We start from the raw sequence: 15,446 nt of genomic DNA, 5'->3' as shown, positions 1-15,446 counted from the left end.
GTAATTATTAAAAGGTTGTATTATTCAGGGCTTTCTCGATTCGTTGTATTAAATCGAGGTAATGGTTTTGGGTCGATTGATCTCCGGTGCTCTTTTTTAGTTTTAATAACTGAAGCACTTTTGATAATTCTCCTTTTTTATCAGAGGTTACTTCTGTAACTCTTTTCAAAAAATAGTTATTAATGTTTCTTGCCGTATGTTCATCATCTACAGAACATAAATGAGGCATTTGTAATGTTTCTTTAAGTTGAATTGTTTTTTTAGCATCTGTTTTTTCAAATAATTTATTTGTCGAAATAATTAAAACATCTACATAATTCTTTTGCGTCATACGCTCCAGAATAGTAAGTGATTTGTTTTGGATAGTTCCTGCAAATACACTTTGGTGTAATTTTTTAAACAAATCATTTACGGTAAAAACCTTCTCATTGGTTTTATTTCGCTGGTATAATTCATTTTCTGTCATTCGAAGCAAACGTTCATCAAATAATAAACTATACATAATCTCGTACTGTAATGCTCTTGCCATTGTGTATGGTGTGTACTCATAAGGTCCAAGAGGAGAGTCTTTCAGCGGATTTGTTTTGTCTAAAATGTCATTGAAAAACAACCACTGTGGAATCGTAATTACATTTTTAATTAAATAATCGGCTGCTCTTTTCTGCATTGCTGCAGGAACCGGAACGTAACTTTGTTTGTTGTCGCCGTGTACTGTAGTGTTTAAGTAAACACCGCCAATATTGGTTAATACATGATCATTGTACGTTTGCCATTGTCCGATAGTTCCAACATATAGTTTACCAGTTTCGTAGTAAGACTGATCTTTATCATACGTCCAGTTTATAATATTGTCTACAACACGCTTTAAGTTTTTTAAACCGTATTCACTTGCTTTTACAGCATCATTTCCTAAATCTTCAGACTGTGAGCGAGGATCAATCGCAACGCCTGATTGCTGCTCACCGTAAAAATAAATGGGGTCATTTTGATGTTTTGTAAGTAAGGCGTTTAGTTTTGCTGTTTCGTTTTCGTTAGGCGAATACCATCTGTAACCCCATTCTATTGCATATTTATCATATTCTCCAATTTTTGGAGTAATAACTGTAACATTGTCTTCCGGCTGTGCCACATAATTGTATCGGGCATAATCCATGATAGAAGGAGCAGTGCCTCCCATTTTTGCTGTGAATTCTTTAGATCTTAAAGATTCTACATCATAAGCGAAAGAAGCGCCCATATTATGTTTTAAACCAAATGTGTGTCCTACTTCATGAGACGAAACAAAACGAATTGCTTCTCCCATATGTTCATCACTGAATTTGTTCCCTCTTGCTTTCGGGTCAATTGGTCCAGTCTGAATACGCATCCAGCTTTGAAGCGAAGTCATTACATTATGCCACCAGATAATATCGGCCTCAATAATTTCACCACTTCTTGGATCAACCACAGATGGTCCCATTGCGTTTGATTTTGGCGATGCAGCATACGTAATAACAGAATAACGCACATCATCAATGTCAAAATCTAAATCTTCTTCAGTAGGTTCTTTTGCAATAACGGCATTTTTAAATCCGGCTTTTTCAAAAGCTGCCTGCCAATCGTGTACCCCATCAATGATGTTTTTTCTCCATTGTTTTGGAGTCGATGGATCGATGTAATAAACGATTGGTTTTTTCGGCTCTACTAATTCACCTTTCATATAACGTTCTTCATCTTCTTTCTTTGGTTCTAAACGCCAGCGGGTAATCAATTCTTTTTCAAGCATTGCCTGCTGTGCATCGGCAAAGTACCAATGCTTTTCAGTAAAAAAACCAATTCGTTTGTCAGAAAAACGAGGTTTCATTGGAGTTTTATCCAATAAAATAATATTAGTTGTCACACCAAGCGTAATGGGTACTGTTGCACCTCCATCGCTTAGTGAAGTTGTCATTTGTGATTTTACAACAATGTTTTTAGGAAAAGATTTTAATCCTTCTATATAGGATAAATCAGATTTTACAGAACCGTTTAAGCCAATGTTGCCCATAACATCATTAAAGCTTTTTTGTTTTCCGTCAAAAATCTTGTTTACTTTAATTACAACAGCGCTCGAATCGTTGTTTTTGGTTTCGATATCAAAAACTTCAATAATAGATTCGGCAAAATTATTAATTACAGATGCTGTGATGGCATCATCTTTAGGAGAAGAAACTTTAGGCTGATAGGTCTTTACCCAGACTTTTTTTGCAATAGTGTCTTTATAAAAGGAAATAACTTTATTTTCATAATTCATTCCTTTATTTAATCCAGCTTCGTTAAGATCATAAGGAACCTGAGATAATTTGTTTACAATTAGAAATTCTCTTTTAAACAAACTATCCTGAATTTCAAAATATACATCGGTTTTAACCTGAATGATATTGAATAGTCCTTTTTTAACAGTCCCTTTTTTTATAAGGTCGCTATATTTTTTGCCTTTTTTGGCGTCAGTAGAATCTTTTTTTACAATTTCACTCTCAGTTTCTTTTTTCTTTTTCTTTTGGGCAAGAACTGTAACAGGAATGAATAATAATAAAATTAGTAAGCAGAATAATTTTACATTATGCAGGAATGCCTTTTCCTTCATTTTGATGTTAAGTTTAAGTTAATTTTCGTCGAAACTATTCGATTTTAGCTCAGAAAAAAAACAAAACGGAGTGAATGGCTTTTTTTTAGGAGTGAATGGATATTAATGGCAGAATACATACGAATTTGCCGTCATTTTCTGAAGTTGTTAAATTGGTTCTGGAGTAGAAGTTATAGATACTTAACAAGTATTTTAAGCCAAAATTTGTGCCAGGCTCGCTGTGAGTCTTTTTTTGAAGATTATTAGTGATTATGACCTGATCTTTTTGAATTAGAATTTCTGTCGTTAACGGATTTTCCTGTGTCGCCATATTGTGCTTAATAGCATTCTCGACTACTACCTGAAATCCCAGATACGGAATAAACTTTTCGAGAGCTTCCTGATCTTCAATTTTAATAGAAAAGAATAATTCTTCCTTGAAACGAGTCTGCTGTAAAAAGATATATTTTTCGATAAATAATAATTCATCCTTAAGCGGTACAATATTTTTTTCAGGCGGATCAATTAAATAACGGTAAATACGGGATAAGTTCAGTGTGAATTTTTGTGCCGTTTTTACATCGCTTCCAACTAACATGTAAAGAGAGTTGAGCGAATTGAATAAAAAGTGCGGATTAATCTGTTCTTTTAAATGCTGCAGCTGAATAAGTGCTTTTTCTTTGATGATTTTTTCATTCTCAACCAAAAGCCTGTTTTTTTCTTTAATGGCAATTCCTTTCTCTTTGTAAGCACGTCTGTTGGCATACGAGAATAAATAGAAAATCAGCAGAAGCATTACCGTTGTAATCGAATATATCCAGGTCGAATATTTATTAATCAACGCTACATTTTCGTCGCTGACATTTTTTGGAAAATTGACACATATAAACCAATGTGTGTTTCTAAGGTCTAATTTTTTTGTAAATCGAATAACATCCAGTCCTAAATATTCAGACATGGTAACTCTTTTTACATAATCCTGCTTTTTTGGAAATATGGTATCAATTGCACGGGTAGAAGAAACCTCATAAATATTTTTTCCTATAAAATTCAATTCAGGATGATAAATACATCTTCCTGACTTATCAAATATAAAAGCATAATTGTTAGTCGATTTAATATCTATACTGGAAAAATAATCAACAAGTTTTTTTAAGTTGATATCGTAGCCATAACGAACAACTGTGTTTTTTGAAGTAAGTTTAAAATAAATTCTCCAAACCCATTCTTCTCCCTGCGGAATAATAACACTTATGTGATCCTGATCTTTATTTTTTTGGATAAAATCTTCTGCATCTTTTTTTAGGTCACCCGAAATAGAATCAGTTCCAAACTGAATTTTATTATCATTTATTTGAAACCAATTATCGGCTACCAATAAATTGGTGTTTTGAACCGAAGACAAAACATGTAAGTTAGAAGCCAGTTCTTCTGGTTTACTTATTTTTAAAACGTGCTTTATTCTGTTTTCCTGTTCCAGAAATTTTGAGAATTCCTGCGACAAAAATTCCTGCTTTTTAATAAAGTTACGCTGTGCTGCTTCTTCATTTGCTTTTTCGGTAAGATCAGTAATCAAATTACTCAATATATATACAGAAGAAACAGTAATAAGAATAGAGACGGCTACATAAATTAAAAATGCACGTCGGGATGTTATTTTTTTTAATCTAAATTTCAAAGAAGTACCAGTAATTTAATTCGCAACCGAGAATTGAGAATCGTATAAGTTTTTATAATATCCATCAGTTTTCATTAATAATTCCTGATGAGTTCCTTGTTCCACAATCAAACCTTTGTCCATTACCACAATTTTATCAGCATTTACAATTGTTGCTAAACGGTGTGCAATAATAATCGAAGTTCTTCCTTTTGTAATCGTTTCCGTTGCACGCTGAATCAATTCTTCAGAATAGGTATCAATAGACGAAGTTGCTTCATCTAGAATCAAAATACTTGGGTTGCTCACATACGAACGTAAAAAAGCAATTAATTGTCTTTGACCAGACGAAAGCATAACGCCTCGTTCCTTAACATCAAAATCATAATTATCTGGAAGACTCATAATAAAGTCGTGAACACCAATTTTCTTTGCAGCATCTAAAACCTTTTCGCGTGTAATTTCAGGGTTATGAAGTGTAATATTATTGTAAATCGTATCGGCAAACAAAAATACATCTTGTAAAACCACAGCGATTTGTTTTCGAAGTGAAGCCAAAGTGTAATTCTCAATATTTTCTCCATCAATACAAATCGTACCGCTGTTAATTTCATAAAAACGATTCAGCAGATTAATAATAGTTGATTTTCCTGCTCCGGTCGAACCTACAATTGCAACAGTTTGTCCGGCATTTACAGATAAATCGATGCCTTTTATAACTTCTTCTTCGGGAATATAACTAAAACGGACTTGTTTAAAATCGATACTTCCGTTAAAAACCGGAGCTTCAATTGTTCCTGTATCCTGAATATGATCCTGAGTATGGATGATATCAAAAACACGATTGGCTGCAATCATTCCTAACTGCATCTCGTTAAATTTATCAGCAATCTGTCTTAACGGATTAAAAAGCATACCGATAAACATCGTATAAGAAAACAAATCTCCGAATGTTGTAAAATTATCACCGTTCAAAATTTTGAATCCTCCAAAAACTACAACTAAACCTAAGGTAATCGACGAAATAATATCGGCAATAGGGAAGAAGATCGAGTTGTATAGAATGGTTTTAATCCACGCAACTCTGTGTTTGTCGTTAATGACTCTGAAATTTTCGGCTTCGATTTTTTCGCGGTTAAAAAGCTGTACGATTTTCATTCCCGTTACACGTTCCTGAACAAACGAATTCATGTTGGCAATCTGTGTACGTACTTCCTCAAAAGCCACCTGCATTTTACGTTGGAAAATTCGGGTAATATAAACCAGAATAGGCATTGCAACAACCACAATCCAGGTAAGTTTCCAGTTCATATAAAACATAAAAATCAAAACCACCAGCATTTTCATCAAATCACTTATAATCATAAACAATCCCTGACTGAAAATACGGGCTATAGATTCAATATCAGAAACAGATCTGGTAACCAGCTGCCCAACCGGAACCAAATCAAAATATTTCATTCTAAAACTTAAAATGTGTTTGAAAAGTTTGTTGCGAATATCTTTTACAATATCCTGTCCAAGCCAGTTAGCCCAATACACAAAATAGAACTGAGAGAAAACCTCCATAAGCAAAACCGATCCCATTAAAATAATGTATAACAGTAAACCAGTCTTGTCGTGCGTTTTGATATAGCCGTCGACCGTTTGTTTTAATAAATAAGGTCGCAGAGCTGCAAAAATAGAGAGCGAAACCGCAAAAATAATAACGCCGTAGTAACGCCATTTATAAGGTTTCGTATATTTTAAAATCCGTTTAAATAAACCGGTATCAAATGCTTTTGCTTTCATTTTTTTGATGCTTTAAGCTTTAGGCTTTAGGCTGTAAGCTATTAGCAGTAAACAGTAAGAAATAAGCCTGAAGCCTATTGCCTAAAGCTTAAAGCTTATAAATAATCGTAATAAATTTTGGTTAAATACAAACCATGCGCCGGAACCGAAAATCCGGCTTTTTCTCTGTTTTTGCTGGCAATAATATTTTCAAAATCTGCCAGCGTGATTTTGTGTAATCCTATATTAATTAAAGTTCCCACAATTGCCCGAACCATGTTTCGTAAAAAACGGTTTGCCGAAATTGTAAAAACCAGTTTGTTATTTTCCTGTTTCCAATAGGCCTCAAAAATCGTGCAGTCAAAAGTATTAACATCTGTATTTACTTTTGAGAAACACTGAAAATCGGTATGCTTCAATAATATCTTTGCAGCCTCATTCATTAACTCAACATCGAGCTTTTGAGTCACGTACCAGCTCAATTCTTCTAAAAACGGATTTTTAACTGTATTGATATGATATTCGTATGTTCTTTTTGTTGCGTCAAATCTACAATGCGCATCATCATGTACCGGAATCAGGTTGTAAACCGCAATATCTTTTGGTAAATACGAATTGAGTTTATGAACCAAAACCGGAATATCAATAGATTTTTCTAAATCAAAATGTCCGTACATTTCCTCGGCATGCACCCCAGTATCTGTTCTTCCGGCGCCCATAACATTTATGGTTGAATTTAATAAAACCGAAAGCGCTTTATTTAAAGTTTCCTGAACTGAAGAAGCATTTGGCTGAAACTGCCAGCCATGATAATGAGTTCCGTTATAAGCAAAATGAATAAAATATCTCATTGTGAGGTACAGAGGTTTTGAGGTGCAAAGGTACAAAGATTTTTTCTTTTTGAGGTTCAAAGGTTCAAAGGGACAGAGGTTCAAAGTTTTCTTTTTAGGGATGTTGTAAAAACGTCTCATTTGTAGAGATTCAAAGCAGGCACATAATGTCTAATAAGTAAATAAAGACAGAATTTACACATAGTTATTAATGTTTTTATACAGGAAAAACCTTTGTACCTTTGCATCTATGAACCTTTGCACCTTAATAAAAAATTGAAAAAAATCCTTCTCCTTTCAGATACACACTCTCATATTGATGATACCATTTTAAAATATGTCGCTCAGGCCGATGAAGTCTGGCATGCGGGTGATATTGGAGATTTGCATGTTACAGATACTATCAAAAAGCTGAAACCGCTTCGTTGTGTGTATGGAAATATTGATGATGCAAAAGCAAGATTAGAATTTCCGCTTAATAATAGATTTATGTGCGAAAATGTATCGGTTTGGATTACGCACATTGGCGGTTATCCCGGAAAATACAATCCTGCGATTAGAGATGAAATGGCTTCAAATCCGCCTAAATTATTTATTTGCGGACATTCGCATATTTTAAAAGTGATGTTTGATAAAAAAAATAACCTATTGCACATGAATCCAGGTGCAGCAGGAAAAAGCGGATTTCATCAAATGCGTACTATGCTTCGTTTTGTAATAGACGATGATAAAATAAAAGATCTGGAAATTATAGAAATTGGTAAAAAATAAAAATTACGAAATGGGAACTTTTATTTTTATAGAAGTTCCTGTGTTTTCATTTGCCCGCGATATAATAGAAAATGATCCTTTTAATTTTTTTATTCTAACCCTGATTCGGTTTAAACCAAAACCTTCAATTTCGTTGAGTTTTTCAGAATCAAAACCTTTTCCGTTGTCGTGAATAATAATAATTAACTGATTCTTATTTTCATGCAGTGAAATTTGAGCTTTCTTCGCTTCACTGTGATTAATTATATTACTCACCAATTCTGAAACAATAAAATAAAGCTTCGTTTCGAATTTTTCAGAATATCTGATTTCTGACGCAACTGAGCTTGAAAATGCAAACTCAATACTCGAATTAGAATTCCTTTCGCATAAATCTTCTAAAGCATAAATTAAGCCAAAACGAACCAATAGGGTAGGAACAAGGTCATGTGATATATCTCGTAAAAGATCATGAGCTTGTGCCAGAATGGCTTTTGCTTTTTGAATTTCTTCAGACTGAATATTGGTTTTTGTTGTAAAAACATTTAAATGCAGTCCGGCCGAAGATAAAAGCGAATTTATATTATCATGTAAAAAAGAAGCAATTTTTTTTTGTTCAGTTTCCTGACTGTCAATTCCGGCATTTATTACATTTAAGAGGATTTTCTGCTTGGTGTCTTTTCGCTTTATCTTTTGTTTTAATCGGTTGTTTTGATACACAAAATAGAAAAGAAAAAACAATATAATAATAAGAACAATAGATAAGCTTACGACTTTTTTATTTCGTAATTGTTCCAGTTTGATTTGTTTGAAAACGTTGGTTTTATTTGAACTTTCAGAAATTGTCGTTTTTGACTTTTCAGAAGAAATAGTATCCTGGCTAAAAGCTTTATTTTCAATTGGAACAAAGAAAAATACTAATATGAAAACTCTAATAAAAGACATAGATTTTATTTGATTTTGAATGTTTCTCAATTGAATTACTCGTTAATTAAATTGTTTTTTAAAGCATATTTTACAAGTCCGATAGTATTTTTTATGTTGAGCTTTTTCATAATGTTTTTTCGGTGTGTTTCGACAGTGTTTACACTAATGAATAGCTTTTCGCTTATTTCTTTTCCACTGTATTCCAGACAAATTAAGGTTACGATTTCAATTTCTCTCGGACTTAAAATAGGATTTTCGATATAAACATTCTTATTCAGTTTTGGGTTGTTTTGAGAAAACATGCTGAATATTTTTTCTCTCACTGCATCCGAAAAATATTCCTGCCCTTCATAAACAGCTTCTATAGCTTCAATCATATTTTCTCCGGCACATTTTTTTGTCAAATAACCTTTAGCACCCAGTTTCATTACTTCTTTAATGATTTTCAGGTCGTCATAACTCGATAAAATAATGACTTTGCAAGGCAGACCTTTTTGATTGAATTCTTTTAAAACTTCAATCCCGTCTTTTTGAGGCATACTAATATCTAAAACAAGAATATCAGCCTGGTCTTGAATTACATCATCATATACAGTTACACCATTCAATGAACTGCCCACAATTTCAAAGTTTGAAACCGTTTGTAATAAATTGGTCAGTCCGTCGATCAGTACCTGATGATCATCGGCAAGATGTATTTTTATTTTAGTCATAAAATGCTTCTTTGCACAAAATGCAAATTTATGAATAAAATATCTTACAAAAATGATATTTGGAAATGATTTGGGATATTCTGTTTAAGAGAAAAATAAGGCACAAAAAAACCCGAATATAAATTCGGGTTCTCTTCGCACAAAAAATTAAGTTTATAGGTTTATCTCAAACGGTCTACAGATTTTACAAGATCTTCGTCCTTCTTGATGGCCTTATTAGCTAAAACTAATAACACGATAGCAGCAATAGGAAGAAACATCCCAATACCTTTCTCAGAAACAGCTTCTGCTGTTTCTCCAGATAAATTTAGAGAACGATATACAAACAATCCTAATAAAATTAAATTTAATATTATGTTCAGTCTGCCCATGACAAACTGATTTTGTCTTTTTTTGTATGAAATAATGCTAATGATAGTAAGCATTGTGCTTAAACCTAAAATTACAGTGTAAAGCTGGCTTTGCATGAAATAAAAAGCCTTACCTGTATTTAATGTCCAAAGCGGCGTAAAAAACATTAAAACCCCAGTAACTACAAAGGTTAGAATTAAATATACGGTTTGAATTCGTTGTAACATAACTTGAAATTGTTTTACAAAAATATATTTTCTTTTTTTAAAATACTATTGTATGATTAAATTTTATTCGTATTATTGCATCAAAATACCGTAAGCACTTCATACTGCGGTCAATTGAAATAAATTATCTACCTATTCTTTTTACAGTATTTCCTTTAAAATAATTAAATTCATAGAACATTCATGTTTGATATTTCTGCATTAAAAGAAATGAAGCTTTCTGAGCTTCAAGAAATAGCTAAGCTAGCTAAAACAATAAAGATTAACGGCGTTAAAAAAGATACTCTGATTACTCAGATATTAGCGCATCAGGAAGCGGCAGCTGCACCGCCGGCAGAAACTATTGCAGAAAAGGAAGTAAACACTGAAAAACCAAAAAGAGCCCGAATTGCTCCTGCTAAAAAAACAGTTAGTAAAAGTGCTCCGGTTCTAGAATTTGATGCTGTAGAGGAAGCTCCAAAGGAAATTGTAACTCCTGCAGCTGTAGAAGAAAAACAGCCGGCAGAAGCCGAAGAAGTATCTGAAGATAAAACAGCAGAGAAAAAAGGTCCAAAAGTTGTCAAATTCAATAAGTCGGCTTATGAAAAAAAGGTCGCACAGCAAAAGGAAAAAGAAGCTGTAAAAGAAGTGATTTCGACAGAAGAAACAGCAGAAAATACCACAACAGCACCAGTTGCTGAAAAAACTGAAAATACTGCCCCGGTTAAAAAGATTAATCCTAATCAGAATAAAAACCAAAATCCCAACCAGAATCAAAATCCGAATCAAAATCAAAACCAAAACCCAAATCAAAACGGGAACGGAAATGGTAACAATGGGAATCAAAACCAAAACCACAAAAACAAAAAGAACAACAACAATTTCAGAGATTCTGATTTTGAATTCGATGGAATTATCGAAAGCGAAGGTGTTCTTGAAATGATGCCGGACGGTTACGGATTTTTGCGTTCTTCTGATTATAATTATTTAGCTTCTCCGGATGATATTTATTTATCAACTTCACAAATCAGATTATTTGGTTTAAAAACTGGAGATACCGTAAAAGGTGTGGTTCGTCCTCCAAAAGAAGGAGAGAAGTTTTTCCCTCTTGTTCGCGTTTTAAAAATTAACGGACATGATCCGCAGGTTGTCCGCGACCGAGTTTCTTTTGAGCACCTGACACCGGTTTTCCCTTCTGAAAAATTTAAATTAGCCGAAAAAGGCAGCTCTATATCAACTCGTATTATCGATTTGTTTTCTCCTATTGGAAAAGGACAGCGTGGAATGATCGTTGCACAGCCAAAAACAGGTAAAACAATGCTTTTAAAAGACATTGCCAACGCAATTGCAGCTAATCACCCGGAAGTTTATTTAATCGTTCTTTTGATTGATGAGCGTCCTGAGGAGGTTACCGATATGCAGAGAAGTGTTCGCGGCGAAGTTATCGCGTCAACTTTTGACAGAGAACCGCAGGAACACGTAAAAATCGCTAATATTGTTTTGGAGAAATCAAAACGTTTAGTTGAATGCGGACATGATGTTGTAATTTTGTTAGATTCTATTACACGTTTAGCAAGAGCTTACAATACAGTTCAGCCGGCATCTGGAAAAGTGTTAAGTGGTGGTGTTGATGCGAATGCATTACAAAAACCAAAACGTTTCTTTGGAGCAGCAAGAAATGTAGAAAATGGAGGTTCATTAAGTATCATTGCAACTGCATTAACCGAAACTGGTTCTAAAATGGATGAGGTGATCTTTGAAGAATTTAAAGGAACTGGTAACATGGAACTTCAGTTAGATCGTAAAATTGCTAACAAACGTATTTTCCCTGCAATCGATCTTACTTCTTCAAGTACACGCCGCGACGATTTATTACTTGACGAGAAAACATTACAAAGGATGTGGATCATGCGTAAATATCTATCAGATATGAACCCGGTAGAATCTATGGATTTTGTAAACGACCGTTTCAAGAAAACAAAGAACAACGAAGAGTTTTTGATTTCTATGAATGACTAAAAAGAGGTTCTAAGATGCTAAGGTTCTGAGGCGCTAAGCTTTTTTGTTTAACTTTAAACTTTAGTTAATAATATAAAAAGGGATGAGTTTTATAAGCTCATCCCTTTGTTTTTATCTTAGAACCTTAGCATCTTAGTAGCTTAGTATCTCAGAACCTTATTTAATCGGTTTATCCACTACCGGTCTATTCTCTCTATTAGCTAAATCCCATGCAAGTACAAAAGCAAGTTTTGTTCTTTTGGTTAAAGCATCGTATTCGATTTTTTGAGGTTCGTCGCCTTTTCCGTGGTAATCTTCGTGAACTCCGTTAAAGAAGAAAATTGCAGGAATACCGTGTTTTGCGAAGTTATAGTGGTCAGAACGCTCATAAAAATGATTTGGGTCTTTAGGATCATTAAATTTAAAATCTAAGTCCATTTTGATGTATTTCTCGTTTTGAGCTACAACCGCATTATGAAGATCAGATGATAATCTGTCGGCACCAATAACATACACATAATTGTTAGTGTTTGCGTGTTCAACATCACGGCGTCCGATCATGTCGATATTGATATCAGCAATTGTGTTTGCAATTGGGAAAAGAGGGTTTTCTGAGTAAAAACGAGATCCGTGCAGTCCATGCTCCTCGCCAGTTACGTGCAAAAACAAAATAGAACGTTTTGGTCCGTGTCCTTGTTTTTTAGCCTTAGCAAAAGCTTTAGCCATTTCAATAACCGCTACAGTTCCAGAACCATCATCATCAGCTCCGTTGTAGACTTCGCCGTCTTTAATCCCTACGTGATCGTAGTGAGCAGAAATAACCAAAACTTCATCCGGTTTTTCAGAACCTTCGATGTAAGCCCAGATATTTTCTGAATCTGGTAAATTTTGATTACGTTTTGCATTTAAATAAGATGCAGGAATGTGCTGGTAAAAATCTGAAGCACCTTTTGGGAAAGAGATACCGCTTTTTTTGTATTGGTCAATCATATAAAGACCTGCTTTTTTTTGTCCTGCAGATCCGGTTTCACGACCTTCCATTTCATCTGAAGCCACAACATAAAGCATTGTTTTAAGGTCTTTTTCAGAGATAAGCTTGACATATTTAGAGGGATCTGAATTGTCTTTGTTTGCTGCCGACTGCGTGTTTTTACATGAAAACGCTGTTGCACCAATTAAAAATAAAATGAGTAATTTTTTCATTTCTTACTTGTTAGTGTAAATTAATAAATGTGTAAAGAATGTATAAAGTGAGTAAAAATAGAATAAAAAGAGAATTTATTATAAACAGTAAGAAACTTTTTATAAAAGATACTATTCTGGACTCGCCATAAAAACGATGATGCGCCGGATAAAAGTAATAACACATCCAGACTGTTCCTGCAAAAGTCGTTAACCCGGAAACGTATGACAACGGACTGTCTTCTCCAAATAAACCTACAATCCTGTCAACTACAAACATAATGAGAAAGATAAGAAGGAGGAAGGAAAAATAATGAAGCGTAAAGATCCCGTGATCAAAATAATACCATCTTTTTTTGTTGTGAAAAAGCCACAGAAAAAAAGCAAAAAAGGGCATAATGATAAATAAGATTTTCGGCAGATTATGAAAGAACGATTCAACGAACTTTTCATAAATCTCTTTTTTGGTATATTTTTCAGTCACATGTATTGCTTTTTCAGAAAACCAATACGATGAAGCATTCAATTTCTCATTTTCTTTTCCATATTTCTGAATCGAATCAAGTTCTTTTATCGTCTTAAAATGAAAATACCTTTTGTCTTTCTTTTTATCTATACTTTCATTAGTTTTAGAAATTTCTTTGTTCAGCGCAGTTTCACTTTTATCAATTTTTTCGTTTATGTTGGCTGGAAACAGGGAAATCATTAAAAAAGTAATAAAACTTATAAAAATATAAAGACGAACCGGAGCAAGATAAGACAAACGCTTTCCGGAAAGATATTCTTTAGTAAGCGTAGAAGGCTTAAAAAGAAGATTTTTTATTGTTTTCCAGAATGCATTTTCATAATGCGTTAAATCTTCAAAAAAGTGAATAAACAAATGATGAAAAGTTTTTCTGGAATCGCTGTTTTCCTGCCCGCAGTTTGGACAAAACTTTTGTTCAACAACATGCCTGCAGTTTAAACAGGTTTTGTCTTCTCTAATTTTGTTGTGTGACATTGGTTATTTTAGTTGGTTTTGATTTGGTTATTTTTGGCCGCCGATTATACGGGTTAAACAAATTTGTATAATCAAGCGTCATCTGCGTGCTATAAAAAAGTATTATTTCTTAAGCACTTCGTTTAAAAAAAGCTGTAAATGTTCAAAAGATCTTTTGGCAGCAACCGGGTTATAAGCAGCGCCTTTAGAATTGTCGTTTCCAGCTTCGGGATTTGTGAATGAGTGTACTGAATTGGCATAATAAATCATCTGCCAGTCAGCTTTAGAATCACGCATTTCCTGCTGAAATGATGTAATTTCTTCTTTTGGCACAAACGGATCATCAGCCCCGTGACAAATTAAAACTTTGGCTGTAATAGGTTCTGTTTTTCTCGCAGCATCTTTTCCTAAACCTCCGTGAAAAGAAGCAATTCCTTTTACGTTTAAATGACCGCGCGCTGCTTCAAGAACTCCAGTTCCTCCAAAACAGTAACCAATAGCCACGATATTATCTGCATTTGCTCCAGATTTAACTAATTCCTGCAAAGCGGCGTTAATTCGTTTTTGATACGCTTCGTAATTTGTTTTATAGAAACCAGCTTGTTTTCCAGCCTCACCTGTATTTTTTGGATAATTTCCTTCTCCATAAATATCAGCGATAAAAACATGGTAACCCAGTTTCGATAAATCTTCGGCAATTCCTTTAGAGGCATTGTCAATTCCAAGCCATGCCGGTAAAAGCAAAATTCCTGGATTATTATTGCTTTTTTTAGCCGATTTAATAAATAAACCATTCAAAGTCTGGCTTCCTTCAGAATATTTTACGGGTTTCAGTTGTGCATTCATAGTAGTTGAAAACAATATTGCAGCGAAAATAAGTGTGATCGAATTTTTCATTTTTTACAATTTTTAACAAATATCTGAAATAAAATGTTACAAAAAAACCTCTCAAGCCATTTCTTGAGAGGTTTATATTCTTAAAATTGAATGAAATTGAGATTCTTTATAAAGAGACATTTCTTTTAAAAGCGCATCCCAATTCGACCATAGAATCGGTTTTGGCAATTCCTGGAATATTGTCGATTTTATCGTATAATATTTTACGCATATGTTCGTGGTTTCGAGCAGTAATTTTAAGGTAAAGCGTAAACGAACCCGTTACGAAATAGCATTCTGTAATTTCGGGAATTTCTTTTAAAGCCTCAATAATTCTTTCAGAATCAGAATCCTTATTTAATGTAATTCCAGTAAAAGAAGCCCAGTCGTACCCAATTTGTTTTTCGTTTAAAATAGGTTTGATTCCTGTAATTATGCCCTGCTCAAATAAACGGTTTATACGCTGATGCACCATTGTATTCGAAATTTTCAAATTAGAAGCAATTGTCGAATAAGCAATTCGACCGTCTTTTTCTAACTCTTTGATGATTTTTACGTCAAATTCATCTAACATATCCATGCCGTTATTTTTAATTTCTGTAAAGATAAAAAAACTCTCAATT

Annotated in this window: 13 protein-coding genes; 2 read left to right on the top strand and 11 right to left on the bottom strand. The window is 33.7% G+C overall.

Annotated elements, in window-relative coordinates; genetic code table 11:
- Positions 1-7: 7 nt before the first annotated feature.
- The 4 genes from FJOH_RS24120 to truA form a co-directional block, all read right to left on the bottom strand.
- Entirely contained in the window at positions 8-2,605 is a 2,598-nt protein-coding gene (locus FJOH_RS24120) for a zinc-dependent metalloprotease (protein ID WP_012026635.1), read from the bottom strand.
- A gap of 85 nt (positions 2,606-2,690) precedes the next feature.
- A complete protein-coding gene (locus FJOH_RS24115) occupies positions 2,691-4,262 on the bottom strand; it encodes a histidine kinase (RefSeq protein WP_012026634.1) in 1,572 nt (523 codons plus the stop codon).
- 15 nt (positions 4,263-4,277) lie between these two features.
- Entirely contained in the window at positions 4,278-6,032 is a 1,755-nt protein-coding gene (locus FJOH_RS24110; RefSeq protein ID WP_012026633.1) for an ABC transporter ATP-binding protein, read from the bottom strand.
- A 95-nt stretch (positions 6,033-6,127) separates the two neighbouring features.
- Complete coding sequence (truA, locus tag FJOH_RS24105; protein ID WP_044048086.1) at positions 6,128-6,862, bottom strand: tRNA pseudouridine(38-40) synthase TruA; 735 nt, start codon at positions 6,860-6,862, stop codon at positions 6,128-6,130.
- Positions 6,863-7,117: 255 nt separating this feature from the next.
- Between truA and FJOH_RS24100 the strand changes: the two genes are divergently transcribed.
- Positions 7,118-7,612, top strand: a complete 495-nt coding sequence (locus FJOH_RS24100; protein WP_044048084.1) for a metallophosphoesterase family protein — start codon at positions 7,118-7,120, stop codon at positions 7,610-7,612.
- A gap of 3 nt (positions 7,613-7,615) precedes the next feature.
- Here the strand turns inward: FJOH_RS24100 and FJOH_RS24095 are convergent, their stop codons facing one another.
- The 3 genes from FJOH_RS24095 to FJOH_RS24085 all read right to left on the bottom strand — a co-directional run bounded on the left by FJOH_RS24095 (position 7,616) and on the right by FJOH_RS24085 (position 9,809).
- Entirely contained in the window at positions 7,616-8,536 is a 921-nt protein-coding gene (locus tag FJOH_RS24095; protein ID WP_012026630.1) for a sensor histidine kinase, read from the bottom strand.
- Between the two features lie 35 nt (positions 8,537-8,571).
- Positions 8,572-9,231 (bottom strand): response regulator, encoded by a 660-nt coding sequence (locus FJOH_RS24090; RefSeq protein WP_012026629.1) that lies wholly within the window; start codon positions 9,229-9,231, stop codon positions 8,572-8,574.
- 161 nt (positions 9,232-9,392) lie between these two features.
- The gene (locus FJOH_RS24085; RefSeq protein ID WP_012026628.1) at positions 9,393-9,809 is read right to left on the bottom strand and encodes a DUF4293 domain-containing protein; all 417 of its coding nucleotides are present in this window, start codon (positions 9,807-9,809) and stop codon (positions 9,393-9,395) included.
- A 183-nt stretch (positions 9,810-9,992) separates the two neighbouring features.
- On the opposite strand from FJOH_RS24085, the gene rho reads away from it, so the two are divergent.
- A complete protein-coding gene (rho, locus tag FJOH_RS24080) occupies positions 9,993-11,807 on the top strand; it encodes a transcription termination factor Rho (protein WP_012026627.1) in 1,815 nt (604 codons plus the stop codon).
- A 156-nt stretch (positions 11,808-11,963) separates the two neighbouring features.
- Here rho and FJOH_RS24075 read toward each other — a convergent pair whose 3' ends face one another.
- From FJOH_RS24075 to FJOH_RS24060, 4 genes are all read right to left on the bottom strand, one after another.
- Positions 11,964-12,989 (bottom strand): M28 family peptidase, encoded by a 1,026-nt coding sequence (locus tag FJOH_RS24075; RefSeq protein WP_012026626.1) that lies wholly within the window; start codon positions 12,987-12,989, stop codon positions 11,964-11,966.
- A 10-nt stretch (positions 12,990-12,999) separates the two neighbouring features.
- Complete coding sequence (locus FJOH_RS24070; RefSeq protein ID WP_012026625.1) at positions 13,000-13,968, bottom strand: DUF3667 domain-containing protein; 969 nt, start codon at positions 13,966-13,968, stop codon at positions 13,000-13,002.
- A 102-nt stretch (positions 13,969-14,070) separates the two neighbouring features.
- The gene (locus tag FJOH_RS24065) at positions 14,071-14,844 is read right to left on the bottom strand and encodes a dienelactone hydrolase family protein (protein WP_012026624.1); all 774 of its coding nucleotides are present in this window, start codon (positions 14,842-14,844) and stop codon (positions 14,071-14,073) included.
- A gap of 106 nt (positions 14,845-14,950) precedes the next feature.
- Entirely contained in the window at positions 14,951-15,403 is a 453-nt protein-coding gene (locus tag FJOH_RS24060) for an Lrp/AsnC family transcriptional regulator (RefSeq protein WP_012026623.1), read from the bottom strand.
- Positions 15,404-15,446: the final 43 nt, after the last annotated feature.

Source organism: Flavobacterium johnsoniae UW101, assembly GCF_000016645.1.
Lineage (GTDB): Bacteria > Bacteroidota > Bacteroidia > Flavobacteriales > Flavobacteriaceae > Flavobacterium > Flavobacterium johnsoniae.
The sequence above is the reverse complement of the archived record's forward strand: the minus strand, read 5'-3'. Positions and strand labels throughout refer to the sequence as shown.

Coding starts and splice junctions, on each gene's coding strand:
- FJOH_RS24120 (WP_012026635.1), bottom strand. CDS start 2,605: ATGAAGGAAAAGGCATTCCTGCATAATGTAAAATTATTCTGCTTACTA.
- FJOH_RS24110 (WP_012026633.1), bottom strand. CDS start 6,032: ATGAAAGCAAAAGCATTTGATACCGGTTTATTTAAACGGATTTTAAAA.
- truA (WP_044048086.1), bottom strand. CDS start 6,862: ATGAGATATTTTATTCATTTTGCTTATAACGGAACTCATTATCATGGC.
- FJOH_RS24095 (WP_012026630.1), bottom strand. CDS start 8,536: ATGTCTTTTATTAGAGTTTTCATATTAGTATTTTTCTTTGTTCCAATT.
- FJOH_RS24090 (WP_012026629.1), bottom strand. CDS start 9,231: ATGACTAAAATAAAAATACATCTTGCCGATGATCATCAGGTACTGATC.
- FJOH_RS24085 (WP_012026628.1), bottom strand. CDS start 9,809: ATGTTACAACGAATTCAAACCGTATATTTAATTCTAACCTTTGTAGTT.
- rho (WP_012026627.1), top strand. CDS start 9,993: ATGTTTGATATTTCTGCATTAAAAGAAATGAAGCTTTCTGAGCTTCAA.
- FJOH_RS24075 (WP_012026626.1), bottom strand. CDS start 12,989: ATGAAAAAATTACTCATTTTATTTTTAATTGGTGCAACAGCGTTTTCA.
- FJOH_RS24070 (WP_012026625.1), bottom strand. CDS start 13,968: ATGTCACACAACAAAATTAGAGAAGACAAAACCTGTTTAAACTGCAGG.
- FJOH_RS24065 (WP_012026624.1), bottom strand. CDS start 14,844: ATGAAAAATTCGATCACACTTATTTTCGCTGCAATATTGTTTTCAACT.
- FJOH_RS24060 (WP_012026623.1), bottom strand. CDS start 15,403: ATGGATATGTTAGATGAATTTGACGTAAAAATCATCAAAGAGTTAGAA.